Below are 13,766 nucleotides of genomic sequence, written 5' to 3'. Positions count from 1 at the left end.
CGCGGCCAGTCGAACTTGCCAATAAGGAAAACAACAAAAATGGCACGCCTGCCCTATCTCGAAGCCGACCAGGTCGCCCCCGAATATCGCGACATGCTGAAGCGCAACACCAATCTGCACAAGCTGCTGGTCAATTCGCCCGACATGGCGCGCGCCTTCAACGGCATCGGCGGCTACATCCGCTTCAAGAGCAAACTCGACCCGCGCTTGCGCGAACTTGCGATTCTGCAGGTCGGCTGGATGGAGAAGTCGGAATACGAATTCACCCATCACGTGAAGATTGGCAAGGAGTTCGGCGTCACCGACGACGACATCAAGGCGATGATGGCCGAGACCGAGGGCAAACCCTCGAACCTCGAACCGCTGGCGAAAGCAATTTTGCGCGGCGCCCGCGAGATGGTGCGCGAGCTTGCGATGTCGGATGCGACCTTCGCCGAGATCAAGCAAGACCTCTCCGATGAGCACATGACCGACCTCGTTGTCACCATCGCGTTCTACTGCGCCGTGGTGCGCGTGCTGGCGACGATGAAGATGGACAACGAGCCCTATTACAAAGAGGTACTGCAACAGTACCCGATCCCGGGAGTGGAATGAAATGCGCCTGAAAGATCGTGTCGCCATCGTCGTCGGCGCCGGCCAGAGCCCCGGCGAGGGCATCGGCAACGGCCGCGCCACCGCGCTCACCTTCGCGCGCGAGGGCGCCAGGGTGCTGTGCGTCGATCACCACCTCGACTCGGCGCAGGAGACCGTCGACCTGATCGCGGCCAAGCAGGGCACGGCGATCGCCTTCAAGGCCGACGTCACCAAAAATGCCGACATCAAGGCGATGGTGGCGGATGCGCATGGCCGCTGGGGCCGCGTCGATATCCTGCACAACAATGTCGGCGTCAGCCTGTCCGGCGGCGACGCCGAATTGCTTGACATCACCGAGGAGGCGTTCGACCGTTGCGTCGCGATCAATCTGAAGAGCTGCATCCTCGCCGCCAAGCATGTGATCCCGATCATGCGCCAGCAACAGAGCGGCAGCATCATCAACATCTCCTCGATGGCTGCGATCACGACCTATCCATACGTCGCCTACAAGGCGACCAAATCGGCGATGATCGCCTTCACCGAACAGCTCGCCTACCAGAACGCGCAGTATGGCATTCGCGCCAACGTGATCCTGCCCGGCCTGATGAACACGCCGATGGCGGTCGATACCCGCGCACGCGAATTCAAGAAGACCCGCGCCGAGGTCGAAGCCGAGCGCGACAGCAAGGTTCCGCTGCGCCAGAAGATGGGCACCGGCTGGGACGTCGCCAACGCCGCGCTGTTTCTCGCCTCCGACGAAGCAAGTTTCATCACCGGCGTGACGTTGCCGGTCGACGGCGGCGCCAGCGTGCGGCGCGGTTAAGGATTATGGCGCCTTGACGCAATGCAGCATGTCACGATTCGCGACAGTTGAAAGTTTCCAATGACACGATGATGTGACGGCGCATCATCGCACGTCCAAATCCTGACTCGTTGTGGTCGCATGAATTTCATGAGCGGCGGCTATCACGCGCCTTGAGAATGCGAGGAGTCTTTGGACGCCATGAACGATGAAGTCGACTACGATCTGACGCCCGACCAGTGGGCAGTGTTGAAGAACTTGCGCAGCTCCACATCCCGGCCACAGCGGATGAATCGATTCACAATTCAAGGCCTGATTGCGCTTGGACTCGTTACGATCAACGGCGATGTGCCGGTCCTCACGTCAAACGGACGCAAGGTGCTGATTAGAGGCTCATCGTGTCTGCTGCTTGATCTTGCGGCGTAATGTCGCCGTCGTGTCACACGGCTTCTCGTCATCCGTCACCGGTGACGTGATGACGAGGAACACCAGATCGACCAGGCCGGAATTCGAGATGGCGTGTTCCACGCCGGGCGGCAGGAAAATAAAATCGTGCTTGCGCACGACGTGGCTCTTGCCGGCGATTTCCATCAGCCCCTCGCCTTCGAGCACGTGATAGATCTGTTCCTGGATCTTGTGCTTGTGGCGCGCGACATGGGCCATCGGCTGGTACATCGAAATCCGGTAGTCGATGTGACGCGAGCCCGCCGTCTCCGGCATGACCAGCGGTTTCGACAGCGCGCCGCCAAAATGATTGGGGAATTCGCGCCAGGGCACTTCGGCGATATTGCGGATGAAAGCGCCGTGATCTTCTGAAGCCATTTGGTGCTCCTCAGTTACCGCGACGATCAGATCACCAGCGCGCCGCCGTCGATATAGACGATAGATCCCGTCGCAAAGCCGTTCGCCATGAACGACAGGATCTGCCGCGCGATATCGTCGCCGATCCCGACCCGGCCGACCGGCAGCGCCGCCGCGGTCTTTGCGAGCATATCACGGCGCGCCTCCTCGGGCATCGCCGCGCGGATCGGCGTATCGATCACGCCGGGCGAGACGGCGTTGACGCGCACCGGCGCCAGTTCGAGCGCCAGCGCTTTTGCCAGCGATTCGAGCGCGCCGTTGGCTGCACTGACGATGGCCGAATTCGGCCGTGGACGAACGCTGAGGAAGCCTGAGACCAGCGTCAGCGATCCGCCGGGGCGAATCTCGGCCGATCGCGCCACCCGCCATGCGCCCCAGAACTTGCTTTCCATCGTGGACCGCACATCCTCCATCGCGACCGTTTTGAACGGACCGGTGCGCAGCTGGGCCGCCGTGACCACGACATGATCGACCGGACCGCAGGCGCGAAACAGCTTTGCGATGCTTTCATCGCTGGTGACATCGGCCGGGATCGCGATCGCGTTGAGCGTTTCCGCCACCTTGTCGAGGCGCTCGACATTCCGGGACGAAACAATCACATCGGCGCCTTCGCGCCTGGCCATTTCCGCGGTCGAAAGACCGATACCGGAGGAACCACCGACGACGACGATTTTCTTGCCTGCAAGCAACATGTGCTCTCCTTAAGTAAAGTCAGACGGGCTGATAGCGGGTGCCGATGCCCGCCTTGCTTTGGCCCAGGCCGGGCAATTCCCAGACGCCCGCGCCCGTGGGATTGATGTCGGCGGCGATATCGACGTCGATCAGATAGGGCTTGTTGGCGGCGATGCCCTTGCGGATGGCTTCACCGATATCGCCGGCGCGATCGACCCGCACGCCCTCGACGCCGCAGGAGCGCGCCATCGCGGCAAAATCCGGATTGTAGCGCTGGCCGGTCACGGGATCGTGGAAGTCGGTCGCCAGTTCGCGGCCGCCGAGATAGCCGCGCTGCAGCCCGCGGATCGAGGCATAGGCGTAATTGTTCCAGACCACCCAGACCACGGGCAGATTATATTCGACCGCCGTTCCCAGCACGTTGGCGTGCATGAAGAAGGCGCCGTCGCCGCACACGGATACGCAGGGCCGGTCGGGCGCTGCGAATTTCGCACCCATCACGCCGGCGACACCAAACCCCATCGGGCCGAACCCCATCGAACCGATCAGCGAGTCCGGCCGCTTCGGCTTGCAAAAACTCAGCAGCCAATTGTGGTGCACGCCGATGTCGCTGACCAGGATGGCATTCTCGGGCAGCGCCTTGTCGATCTCGAGCGCAGCACGCTGCGGGTTGATCGGCATGGTGTCGTCGGAAAATCCGGGTGCGACGAACTTGTCCCATTCCTTGCGATAGGTATCGATCTGCGCCAGCCATTTTTTGCGGCTGTCGGCCTTTTTGGTCAGATCGGCGCGGCGATCGAGTTCGGCATGAACCTGGCGCAGGAACGTCCGCACGTCGGCCATCAGCCCGAGTGCGACCGGATAGTTGCGGCCGATCTCTTCGGGGTCGATGTCGACATGGATCAGCCGTGTCGGCGGAATAGTGAAGGAATAGCCGGGAATCCACGAACTCGAGGTGCGATCGTCGAACCGCATCCCCATCGCCAGCAGCACGTCGGCCTGACGCGTCGCGTGGTTGGCCTGGTAATGACCGGCACGCGCGACCAGCCCCAGCGCGAGCGGATGGTTGCAGTCGATCGCGCCAAGGCCGCTGGCGGAAGCCGCCACCGGAATCTGCAGTCGCTCGGCGAGCTTCAGCAATTCCTCGGCCGCGCCGCCATAGCGGACGCCCTGCCCCACGATCATCACCGGCCGCTCGGCAGCGAGCAGCATGTCGACCGCCTTGACCACGCCCTCGGGATCGGCGCCGCAGCGGCTGGAGATGTTGGCGTTCCAGGCCTGCGCGTTCGGCGCCTCCTCGGCGGCCGACTCCATGAACACGTCAAAGGGAACATCCAGCACAACAGGACCCGGACGTCCCGACATCATCGTCTTCCAGGCTTGCCGAACCGCGAGCGGCACCATCTCGCCCCGCGTCGGCTGGAACACCTTCTTGCAATAGGAACGCACCGTGGAGGGAAAGTCGGCCTGATAGTGCCGATACAATTCCTGAAACGCCCCGCGATTGAACTGGCTGGTCGGCACATTGCCGGTCACCGCCATGAACGGCACCGAATCGAGGAACGCGTTGCCGAGCGAGATCGGCAGATTGGCCGAGCCCGGCCCGCAGGAGGTGAAGGTCGCGGTCGGCCGCCCTGACACCCGGTAATAAACGTCCGCCATGAACCCGGCGACGCTCTCATGGTGGACCGAGATGGTCTTGATGTCGTCGGAACGCTCGTACAGCGCGTCGATGAACTGGATATTGCCGTGGCCGCACAGGCCGAACACCTGCGGCACCTTCTCCTGGATCAAATAGTTGACGATGATTTGGGCCCCGTTGAGCATATTGCGCGCCATCGGATCACTCTCTCCCTGCTCAACAAGCCTGGACGCCGCGTCTTGATTAGCGCGGCCGCCAGGGGCGAACCTATTTCTCATAATACTGTACGTCAATTGCTATTGTGGTATAGAGATGGACAGGCCCGCAGCGGAGCATCATGCTATTCATTGACGAGGACAGCCTGATAGAATTCGGCCCTGCCTTCCTGGAGACCCATCCGTGAAATCGCGAACCAAGCCGAAGACGAGCGAGAAGCCCGCCACGCCACGCAAGACGGCGGTCGCCCGGCTGGTGCAATCGAACGCGCCCAACATCGACGACGACGCCGAGGAGCGTCAGCGCGGCGGCGTGCAGTCGCTGGGGCGCGCGTTTTCGATCCTCGAGGAAGTCGCGCGCCACCGCGAGGGCATCAGCCTCGCTGAACTGAGCAAGCTTGTCGGCCTGCATAATTCCACCACGTTCCATCTTGCCAAGACCCTCGTCACGCTGGGCTACATGCGGCAGGAGCGGGATTCCAAGCGCTACCGCGTTGGCCGGCCGTTGTTCGCGCTCGCCGCCAGCGCGCTCGATGAAATCGAGATGGTCAATCTCGCAACACCGGTGCTGGAAGATCTCTCGCGGGAAACCGGCGAGAGCGGGCATTTTGCGGTGCGTATGGGCGATTCCGTCGTGGTTATTGCCCGCACCAGCGGCTCCGGCGCGTTCCAGCTCACCGACCGGGTCGGCGTGGTGCGACCGGCGCACTGCACCGCGCTCGGCAAGATCATCCTGGCCTCGCTGCGCCCTGACCAGTTGAAGCGCTTCCTCGAACGTGTCGAACTGAAGCCTTCGACCGGCAAGTCGATTACCGATCCTGCCGTGCTGCTGCGCGAGATTGCCGAAATCCGGCGCAGCGCGATCGCGATCGACGACGGCGAGTACCACGCGGAAGTGCGCTGCATCGCAGTGCCGGTCTATAACTTTACCGGCGACGTGATCGGGGCGCTCGGCATTTCCGGCCCGATCTGGCGGATGTCCGACCAGGTGCTGAAAAGCCGCGCCAAACTGGTGCAAACCGCCGCCGCCCGGCTGTCCGCCGAGTTCGGCGCCCGCGACACCGCGAAGTCCTCCTAACACCTCTCCACAATCGCTTGAAGCGAATCTGTGACGCATTTGGCGTTGACAGGCGCGGCTGTGTCCGAAATTATCCTCCAATAATAAAAGAACGTCTCTCACATCCTCGCAGAGCGAGAATCGGAGGCAGGACGTCGTGACGCGCCCCCAGGGAGGAGACCCGCCATGTTCAGCTACAGCCGACGTACTTTGTTGAAGACGGGCGCCGCGTTTGCCGGCGCTTCCGCTCTGGGATTTCCGGCGATCGTTCGCGCCCAGGCAACCCGGATCAAGATCGGGCATCTCGTGCCGCTGACCGGTTTTCTCGGCGCGATCGGCAGCTACGCCCAGCTCGGCGTCAAGCTCGCCGCGGAAGAGATCAATCAGTCCGGCGGCATCATGGGCAAGCAAATCGACCTGATCTCGGAAGACTCGGTCAATCCCGCGACCGCCTCGACCAAGGCCCAGCGCATGATCGAGCAGGACGGCGCCGTGGTGCTGCTCGGCGAAATCTCCTCGGCCTCCTCGCTCACCATCATGCAGGTCGCCGAGCGCAACAAGAAGGTGTTCTTCTCGACCGGCGCGCGCTCCGACGCGCTGCGCGGCAAGAACTGCAACCGCTACTCATTCCACTGCGACATTCCGAACACGGTGATGGTCAATGCCGTCGGCACCGCGCTCAATCAAAAGGGCATGGTGAAGGGCAAGAAGTTCTTCACGCTGACCGCGGACTACATTTTCGGCCACGATCTGCTGAAAGCCACCAAAACCTTCTTCGACGCCAACGGCGCCACGCTGGCCGGCGACGAACTGATCGCGACCGACGTCACCGATTTCAGCCCCTACCTGCTGAAGGTGCGGCAAGCCAAGCCGGACGTGGTGTGCTGCAACCTCGCCGGCAACCAGGTCACCAACCTGGTGAAGCAATATGCGGAGTTCGGCTTCCCCTACCCGCTGGTCGGCTTCAACCTCAACACCGGCGATGCCTGGGCCGCCGGCGAAGGCAATCTCAGCGGCACCTGGCCGACCGTCTGGTATCACACGCTCGACAACCCGGCTTCCAAGGCCTTTGTCGCCGCCTTTACCCAAAAATACGGCAAGCCTCCGGAGAACCACGCCTGGATCGAATACATCACGCTCAAGCTGCTGGCGCAGGCGATCAACGAGATCAAATCGACCGAGAGCGACGCGCTGATCGCGCATTTCGAAAAGCAGACCGAGTTCGACATCATGAAGGCGCGCAAGGGCTATTTCCGCTCCTGGGACCATCAGCTGGTGCAGGAGGCCTATCCGTTCACCGTCAAGCCGAAAGCCGAGATGAAGGACAAGTGGGACATGCTGGTGCTTGGCGACGCCGTGCCGGTGGCAGCAGAGCCGCTGGAGAAAATCTATCCGACCAGGACGCAGAACCCCTGCGAGATGAAGGCCTGACGCGCCGCTTCGCGCGCTAGCCCCGTTTGGCGTGAGCGGCGCCGGCATCGACCAGCCGGCGCCGCTCTTGTTCAAGGTAGCCACATGCAATTCGCATTCTTGCTGGAACAGGTGGTGAATGGCCTCGTGCTCGGGGGCTATTATCTCCTGATCGCGCTCGGGCTGTCGCTGATCTTCAGCGTCGGCGGCGTCGTCAATCTGGCCCATGGCGCGTTCTTCGCGCTGGGGGCGTACGTCTCCGTCGAGATCACCAAATATCTCGGCTTCGGCTCCGCCGTCGTGCTGTCGCCGATCGCGGTGGCCATGCTGGGAATCCTGTTCGAGCGATACATCCTCCGACGTTTTTACACCGCTGATCCGATCCTGAGCCTGCTGGTGACGTTCGGGCTTGCGATGGTTGCCGAACAGGCGATCCGCATCATCTGGGGCGCGCCGCCGATTTCGGCGGCGATCCCGCCGGCGCTCCGCGGCTCGGTGTTCCTCGGCGACTTCCTGTTTTCGCGATACCGCCTCCTCATTCTCGCCGTCGTGATCGGGGTGCTGGTCGCCGTATGGCTGCTGCTGCACAAGACCTCCTTCGGCCGCGTGGTGCGCGCCGGCATCCAGCGGCCCGACATGGTCGCCGCGCTCGGCATCCGGCTGCAGCCATACATGACCGCGATCGTGATGCTCGGCGTCGGCATGGCCGCGCTCGCCGGCGCGTTCTTTGCGCCGATCACCATCGTGCAGCCGGCGATGGGCGCCGACATCATCACGGTCGCCTTCGTCGTCGTCGTGATCGGCGGCCTCGGCAGTTTCTGGGGCGTGGTGATCGCGGCGCTGCTGGTCGGCGTGGTGCGCGGCATCACCATCCATTTCGAGCCCGCCGCCGGCGAGGCATCGATGTATGTCCTGATGTTCGTGGTGTTGCTGGTGCGGCCGCGCGGGCTGTTGGGCGAGCGTATCGAGAAATTCGAATGAAGCTGTCGCCTGCCTCGAAATACCGGCCGCTGCTGCTGGCGTCCCTCGCGCTGATCGCGCTGCCGTTCGGCATGCAGGCGCTCGGCCTGTCGCACAACACCGGCACCATGGTGGTGGCGCTGGCGATCGCGACCATGGGGCTCAACCTGTGCGTCGGCTACACTGGCCTCGTCTCGTTCGGCCATGGCACCTGGTTCGGGATCGGCGCCTATGCGGCGGGCCTGATCCAGCTCAACTGGTTCCCCGGCTCGATCTGGCTGCCATTGTTGCTGTCACTGGTGGTCGTGGCGGTCGCGTCGGCAGCCGTCGGTATCGTCATCCTGCGGCGGCGCGGCGTCTACTTCTCGCTGCTGACGCTGGCGCTGGCGGCGCTGGCCTACACCACCGCCTTCCGCTGGACCAAGGTGACCGGCGGCGAAGACGGCCTCGGCGGCCTGAAGCGCGGCAGCATCGGCGCCTTCGATCTCGACAACGCGCTCAACTATTACATCGTCGTCGCCGTGCTCAGCCTCGGTGTGCTCTATCTGTTGCTGCGGCTGGTGCGTTCGCCGTTCGGCCATGTGCTGGTGGCGATCCGCGAGAACCAGTTGCGCGCTACCTTCCAGGGCTATCCCGTCGAGCGCTACAAGCTCGGCGTCTTCGTGATCTCGGCTGTGGTGACAGGCTTTGCCGGCGGACTGATCGGATTCCAGAATTACCTCGTCTCCGCCGAGGCAGTGTCGGTGCCGTTCTCCGGCGAACTGCTCGCGATCGTCGTGATCGGCGGCATGCGCAGCATGCTGGGGCCGGCGCTCGGCGCATTGTTCTTCATTCTGTTCCGCGAATTGTTTTCGATCTGGACCTCGGACTGGCTGCTGTGGTTCGGGTTGATCTTCGTCGCCTTCGTGCTGTTCTCGCCGGACGGGCTGGTCGGCATCTGGGCGCGCCTCAGCAAGCGCTGGTGGCCGGCGCCGGAGGAATCCGCAGCGATGAGCCGGCGCAAGATCTACGAAGGCCTGCCGCTGCCGGCCTTCCTGATGCCGAAGGGACTCACCGGCACCGTGCTGGAAGTGAATGGTGTCTCCCGGAGCTTTGGCGGCATCCGCGCCGTCCACAATGCGAGCCTTAGCGTCGGCGCCGGTGAAATCCATGCGCTGATCGGGCCGAACGGCGCCGGCAAGACGACGCTGTTCAATCTGGTCTCGGGTCTGTTCCCGACCGACAAGGGCACCATCAAGCTCAACGGACGCGAGATTCAGGGCGTGCCGTCCGACCTGATCTGCCACCAGGGCCTGGCGCGCTCGTTCCAGATCACCAATCTGTTCAAGGGCCTTTCGATCTACGAGAATTTGCGGCTGTCGCTGCAGGCGCAGAGCGATATGCGCTTCAATTTCTGGCGCGACATCGACAGCTACGAGAGCATCCACGCCGAGACCGCGGAGCTGATCAAATTCCTCGGGCTTGAGGGCATCGAGACCATCGAAGGCGGCGAACTGTCCTATGGCGGGCAGCGGCTGGTCGATCTCGGCATCGCACTCGGCTCCAAGCCGCAGGTGCTGCTGCTCGACGAGCCGCTGGCCGGCCTTGCCGCGGCCGAACGCGAGCGCGTCTCGAATCTCGTCAAGAACGTCGCCGCCAATATTCCCGTGCTGATCGTCGAGCACGATATCGACCGCGTGCTCGGCTTCTCGCACTCCGTCACCGTGATGAACCAGGGCGAAGTGCTGATGACCGGCCCGCCCAGTGCGGTGCGTGCCGACCGCCGGGTGCAGGAAATCTATACCGGCACCGGCGTTCCCGAGGTGGAGCACAGCCGCACCGACGAAGCCAGGGAGAGTGCGGCGCAGGTCCTGCGCTTCGAAGGCGTCAATACGTTCTACGGCAAGAGCCATATCCTGCACGACGCCTCGCTGGACGTGCGCGAAGGCGAGATCGTCGCCCTGCTCGGCCGCAACGGCGCCGGCAAGTCGACGCTGCTCAAGACGCTCGCCGGATTGGTGCCGCTGTCGTCGGGCAAGATCAAATATGCCGGCACCGATATCGCCCGCCTGCCGGCGCCCGATATCGCGCGCATGGGCATCGGTTATGTCCCGCAGGGCCGCGGCCTGTTCGCGGGCATGACGGTGCGGGAAAATCTCTCGCTCGGACGTCTCGCGCGCAAGACCGACGGCAGCAACGGCGTGGTGTGGGACGAAGCGCAGATCCTGCAATACTTCCCGCGGCTGGCCGAGCGCATGGACGTCGCGGCCGACTACCTCTCCGGCGGCGAGCAGCAGATGGTGGCGGTGGCGCGCGCGATGTCGGGCAATGTCAAGCTGCTGCTGCTTGATGAGCCGTTTGAGGGATTGGCGCCGACCGTGATCCTCGAACTGTTCAGGGTGTTCGACCAATTGCGCCGGCACACCTCCATTGTGATCGTCGAACACAATCTCGACCTGGTGCTGGCGCTGGCCGACCGCGTCTTCGCACTGGAGCGCGGCGCGGTATTCCATCAGGGACCGGCCGCGCCGCTACTGTCTGATCTTGAGTACCGTAAGAAGATCTTGTGGCTGTAACCGACGGAGGCAATGATGCGACGTTTGATGACGACGGCAGTAGCCGGCGCGATAGCCATGTTCGCCAGCAATGCCACCGCGGCCGACAACCAGATGACCATCGCCGTATTCACCAAGAACTCGACCAACCCGGCCTATGAAGCCTTCCGCATTGCCGCCGACCAGATTGCGCGGACCAGCGGGGCAAAGGTCGTGCACTTCGTGCCGAAGCAGCCTGACAATGTCGACGAACAGAAGGCGATGGTGGAGCAGGTCATCAAGGACAAGCCTGACGCGATCATCTTCATTCCGGTCGACGACGTCGCGATGGTGCCTTCGGTGAAGCTGCTCAACGAGGCCAGGATTCCGGTGATCTTGGTTTCCAATCCGCTGCCGGGCAGTTTTGTGACCTATGTCGGCGCCGACGATTTCGAAATCGGCTATCGCGAGGCGCGCTATCTGTTTGAACATCTCGGCGGCAAGGGCAAGATCGTCGTCATCGAGGGCACGCCGGCCGCCCCCACCAACCGCGAGCGGCTGCGCGGTTACCAGCGCGCCTTCGGCGAATTCCCCGGCATCGAGGTGCTGGGCTCGGCGGTCGGCAATTACCAGACACCCGACGCCAGGCGCGGGATGGAGAAGCTGCTGGCCGAGCACAAGCAGATCGACGCGGTGCTCTCGGCCAATGACAGCATGGCGCTCGGCGTGCTCGACGCGCTCAAGACCGCGAACCGGAGGGCGATCGTGATCGGCATCAACGGCATCCTCCCCGCGGTGAAGCAGATCGAATCCGGCGGGATGCTCGCGAGCGTCGACTTCAACATGTTCAAGATCGGCTGCACCGCAACGCGGGCGGCGGTGCGCCATCTCAAGCGTGAACCGCTGCCGGAGAAGGTGATGCTGCCGGCCGAGGTGATCGACAAGACCAACTACAAGGCCTGGCTGGTGCCGGTCGATCAGCGTACTTGCCCGGAATGGAGCGAGGTCGCGCGTTAATGCTCCTCCGGCCGGTTGCGCGCGATGATCTCGGCGGCGCCCTTGTCGAGCAGCTCCAAGCCGACGGCGCGGCCGAGTTCGCGGGGCCGGTCCGCCGCCGCCGTCCGTGACGCCTCGATGAAGCGCGCGCCGGTTTCATCCAGCACCGCAGCGGTCAGTGTCATGTCGTTGCCGGAAATGGTCGCGTGACCCGCGATCGGCGAATTGCAATGGCCGTTCAGCACCCACAGCACCTCGCGCTCGGCCTCGGCGCAGAACCGCGAGGACACGTCCTCGATGCCAGAAAGATACCCGCGCGTAAGCCAATCTTTCTCGACGCATTCGACGGCGACGATGCCCTGGCCGACCGACGGCAGCATCTCATGAACCGAAAAATCATAGGCAATGCGCGAAATCATTCCGATACGCTCGAGGCCCGAGCGCGCCATGACAAGTGCATCCGCCGGCCCGACCTCGCCGCCATCGGGAAGCCGCTGCATGTCGCCGCGATCGAGTTTTGCAAGCCTGGTGTCGGCGGCGCCGCGGTAATGGATCACGGTGACTTCCGGAAACAGCCGGCGCAGATAGGCCGCGCGCCGCACCGCGTTGGTGCCGATCTTGAAACCCTTGCCGCGCGAGGCCCTGAACGTTTCCAGCGACAGGCCCGGACGCAGCACCAGTGAATCATTGGCGGCATCGCGCGGCAGCGTCGCCGCGATGACGAGGCCCGGCGTCTCCTCATTGCCGGGAACGTCTTTCAGCGAATGCATCGCGGCCTGCAATTCGCCGGCGCGCATGGCCTGGCGGATTTCGGCGACGAACGCACCGCCCTTGCCGCCATGGCGCAGCAGCTTGCTGGTCTGGTCCTGATCGCCACGGGTTTCGAATTTTATGATCTCGACGTTCAGCCCCGGATTGGCCGCGCGCAGCAGCCGCGCGACCTCATCCGTCTGCGCCAGCGCCATCACGCTCTTGCGCGTGCCGATGCGTAGGGGTTGGTCTGACACAGGGTCTCCGTTTCGGGGCGGTCAATGGGTGGGGGATTAAAGCAAAGGGGCGGGTAAGACAATCCGCCTTCGCCCCTTGGGCTACGGCGGGACAAGTCCGCCTTCTCTCTCGTCGTCCCGGCGAACGCCGGGACCCATACGCCGCGGCGGCTGTTGTTTGCAGAAAGTCTCTACGGCCGGCGCTCTAATCGATGGGCCGCGGCGTATGGGTCCCGGCTCAAGGTCGGGACGACGTGGATAGGTCATCGTAAACACGCCTTTGCCTTCCCGCGACGCATTGCGCCCGAGGTTTGCAAATTCGTTCCGCCCTCTCAAAAGAGAGGGCGCAGGGAATGCCGGATGCGCGCTGCACCCGCGGTCTCGCGTGCGGTTTGCACAAAACAAAGTGCACACGAGCATACAGGGCAGCGGAGAACATCCGACATTCCCTGCGCAATGGCTTTACGCCTTATATCGCGCTCTCCCCGGAGACGAGTTCTCTATTGACTCCGTCGCCCCTGATCAGCTTTTGGCCTCTCAGGAACTTGACGCCAGCAACGGGCGCCAGGACCACGCGTCTTCGCCGTACGCCTCTGTCGCGTTACGTCTCCGCAACATCGGCGTCCACCGCAACCCGTCCAACGTCCGTGACGACGGCCGACGCCCTCTGAGTGGGACGGGATGGCTATCATGTACCCTGATTTTCTATTCTGTAAAACAGAAATATTTTTTATTTCACGGCTTGACATGATTTCTGAATAGCAGAAGTGATTTGCCCGACGCGGCTACTGATGTCCGAGCAGCAAATCGCGCGAACCGTGCGTTCCCTCCCCCCTTGCGGGGTCGAGACGAGCGAAGCTCGCTCTTGGGTTAGGGAGAGGGGTGGCGTCATCGGGACTGCCCGTGAGAACCCCTCTCCCCAGCCCTCCCCCGCAAGGGGGGAGGGAGCAGACCTTTCGCGTGGCGCGACCGTCTGAACCATACCCCACAGCCCCATCCCTCCCCGACGGGCAGCCATCCCGGATTGGGCATTGTGCGGCGCAACAAAAAGAATAGATTCACGGCCTCAAACGAGGTCG

12 protein-coding genes are annotated in these 13,766 nt (G+C 63.3%); 8 read left to right on the top strand and 4 right to left on the bottom strand.

All coding sequences use genetic code 11. The features are described 5' to 3' along the window. Positions 1–39 precede the first annotated feature (39 nt). From ABIE49_RS31060 to ABIE49_RS31050, 3 genes are all read left to right on the top strand, one after another. Positions 40–594, top strand: coding sequence for a carboxymuconolactone decarboxylase family protein (locus ABIE49_RS31060; protein ID WP_192735158.1), 555 nt, complete (start codon positions 40–42; stop codon positions 592–594). Position 595: 1 nt separating this feature from the next. Then, positions 596–1,396: an SDR family NAD(P)-dependent oxidoreductase gene (locus tag ABIE49_RS31055; RefSeq protein ID WP_192735159.1), complete on the top strand. Its 801-nt coding sequence runs from the start codon at positions 596–598 to the stop codon at positions 1,394–1,396. 180 nt (positions 1,397–1,576) lie between these two features. Further along, entirely contained in the window at positions 1,577–1,801 is a 225-nt protein-coding gene (locus tag ABIE49_RS31050) for a hypothetical protein (protein ID WP_192735160.1), read from the top strand. Here the strand turns inward: ABIE49_RS31050 and ABIE49_RS31045 are convergent. The 3 genes from ABIE49_RS31045 to ABIE49_RS31035 are packed head-to-tail and all read right to left on the bottom strand — an operon-like array spanning position 1,769 to position 4,747. Continuing rightward, a complete protein-coding gene (locus tag ABIE49_RS31045; RefSeq protein WP_192735161.1) occupies positions 1,769–2,197 on the bottom strand; it encodes a cupin domain-containing protein in 429 nt (142 codons plus the stop codon). The genes ABIE49_RS31050 and ABIE49_RS31045 overlap by 33 nt on opposite strands. Before the next feature lie 26 nt (positions 2,198–2,223). Further along, positions 2,224–2,928 carry an SDR family oxidoreductase gene (locus ABIE49_RS31040; RefSeq protein ID WP_192735162.1) on the bottom strand — a complete coding sequence of 235 codons (705 nt, stop codon included), beginning with the start codon at positions 2,926–2,928 and terminating at the stop codon, positions 2,224–2,226. A gap of 19 nt (positions 2,929–2,947) precedes the next feature. After that, on the bottom strand, positions 2,948–4,747 hold the full coding sequence (locus tag ABIE49_RS31035; protein ID WP_192735163.1) for a thiamine pyrophosphate-binding protein: 1,800 nt from the start codon (positions 4,745–4,747) through the stop codon (positions 2,948–2,950). 202 nt (positions 4,748–4,949) lie between these two features. Here ABIE49_RS31035 and ABIE49_RS31030 point away from each other — a divergent pair, with 202 nt between their 5' ends. The 5 genes from ABIE49_RS31030 to ABIE49_RS31010 all read left to right on the top strand — a co-directional run bounded on the left by ABIE49_RS31030 (position 4,950) and on the right by ABIE49_RS31010 (position 11,722). Next, entirely contained in the window at positions 4,950–5,843 is an 894-nt protein-coding gene (locus ABIE49_RS31030; protein ID WP_192735164.1) for an IclR family transcriptional regulator, read from the top strand. 165 nt (positions 5,844–6,008) lie between these two features. Beyond that, complete coding sequence (locus tag ABIE49_RS31025; RefSeq protein ID WP_192735165.1) at positions 6,009–7,253, top strand: ABC transporter substrate-binding protein; 1,245 nt, start codon at positions 6,009–6,011, stop codon at positions 7,251–7,253. 84 nt (positions 7,254–7,337) lie between these two features. Continuing rightward, entirely contained in the window at positions 7,338–8,213 is an 876-nt protein-coding gene (locus tag ABIE49_RS31020; RefSeq protein WP_192735166.1) for a branched-chain amino acid ABC transporter permease, read from the top strand. Next, the gene (locus ABIE49_RS31015; protein WP_192735167.1) at positions 8,210–10,747 is read left to right on the top strand and encodes a branched-chain amino acid ABC transporter ATP-binding protein/permease; all 2,538 of its coding nucleotides are present in this window, start codon (positions 8,210–8,212) and stop codon (positions 10,745–10,747) included. The genes ABIE49_RS31020 and ABIE49_RS31015 overlap by 4 nt, the downstream gene beginning before the upstream one ends. A gap of 15 nt (positions 10,748–10,762) precedes the next feature. Next, positions 10,763–11,722, top strand: coding sequence for a sugar ABC transporter substrate-binding protein (locus ABIE49_RS31010; RefSeq protein ID WP_192735168.1), 960 nt, complete (start codon positions 10,763–10,765; stop codon positions 11,720–11,722). On the opposite strand, the gene hemC is transcribed toward ABIE49_RS31010, so the two are convergent. Continuing rightward, positions 11,719–12,708: a hydroxymethylbilane synthase gene (gene hemC / locus ABIE49_RS31005; RefSeq protein WP_192735169.1), complete on the bottom strand. Its 990-nt coding sequence runs from the start codon at positions 12,706–12,708 to the stop codon at positions 11,719–11,721. The two genes, ABIE49_RS31010 and hemC, sit on opposite strands and share 4 nt — an antisense overlap. Between the last annotated feature and the right edge of the window lie 1,058 nt (positions 12,709–13,766).

It is taken from the genome of Bradyrhizobium sp. OAE829 (assembly GCF_040546575.1).
In the GTDB taxonomy this organism is placed as follows: domain Bacteria; phylum Pseudomonadota; class Alphaproteobacteria; order Rhizobiales; family Xanthobacteraceae; genus Bradyrhizobium.
Note: the sequence above shows the minus strand (reverse complement) of the source record. Positions and strands in the feature narration are given on the sequence as shown.

Bases quoted from the DNA above. Each gene is read 5' to 3' on its own strand.
- ABIE49_RS31060 (WP_192735158.1), top strand. From the start codon at position 40: ATGGCACGCCTGCCCTATCTCGAAGCCGACCAGGTCGCCCCCGAATAT.
- ABIE49_RS31055 (WP_192735159.1), top strand. From the start codon at position 596: ATGCGCCTGAAAGATCGTGTCGCCATCGTCGTCGGCGCCGGCCAGAGC.
- ABIE49_RS31050 (WP_192735160.1), top strand. From the start codon at position 1,577: ATGAACGATGAAGTCGACTACGATCTGACGCCCGACCAGTGGGCAGTG.
- ABIE49_RS31045 (WP_192735161.1), bottom strand. From the start codon at position 2,197: ATGGCTTCAGAAGATCACGGCGCTTTCATCCGCAATATCGCCGAAGTG.
- ABIE49_RS31040 (WP_192735162.1), bottom strand. From the start codon at position 2,928: ATGTTGCTTGCAGGCAAGAAAATCGTCGTCGTCGGTGGTTCCTCCGGT.
- ABIE49_RS31035 (WP_192735163.1), bottom strand. From the start codon at position 4,747: ATGGCGCGCAATATGCTCAACGGGGCCCAAATCATCGTCAACTATTTG.
- ABIE49_RS31025 (WP_192735165.1), top strand. From the start codon at position 6,009: ATGTTCAGCTACAGCCGACGTACTTTGTTGAAGACGGGCGCCGCGTTT.
- ABIE49_RS31020 (WP_192735166.1), top strand. From the start codon at position 7,338: ATGCAATTCGCATTCTTGCTGGAACAGGTGGTGAATGGCCTCGTGCTC.
- ABIE49_RS31015 (WP_192735167.1), top strand. From the start codon at position 8,210: ATGAAGCTGTCGCCTGCCTCGAAATACCGGCCGCTGCTGCTGGCGTCC.
- ABIE49_RS31010 (WP_192735168.1), top strand. From the start codon at position 10,763: ATGCGACGTTTGATGACGACGGCAGTAGCCGGCGCGATAGCCATGTTC.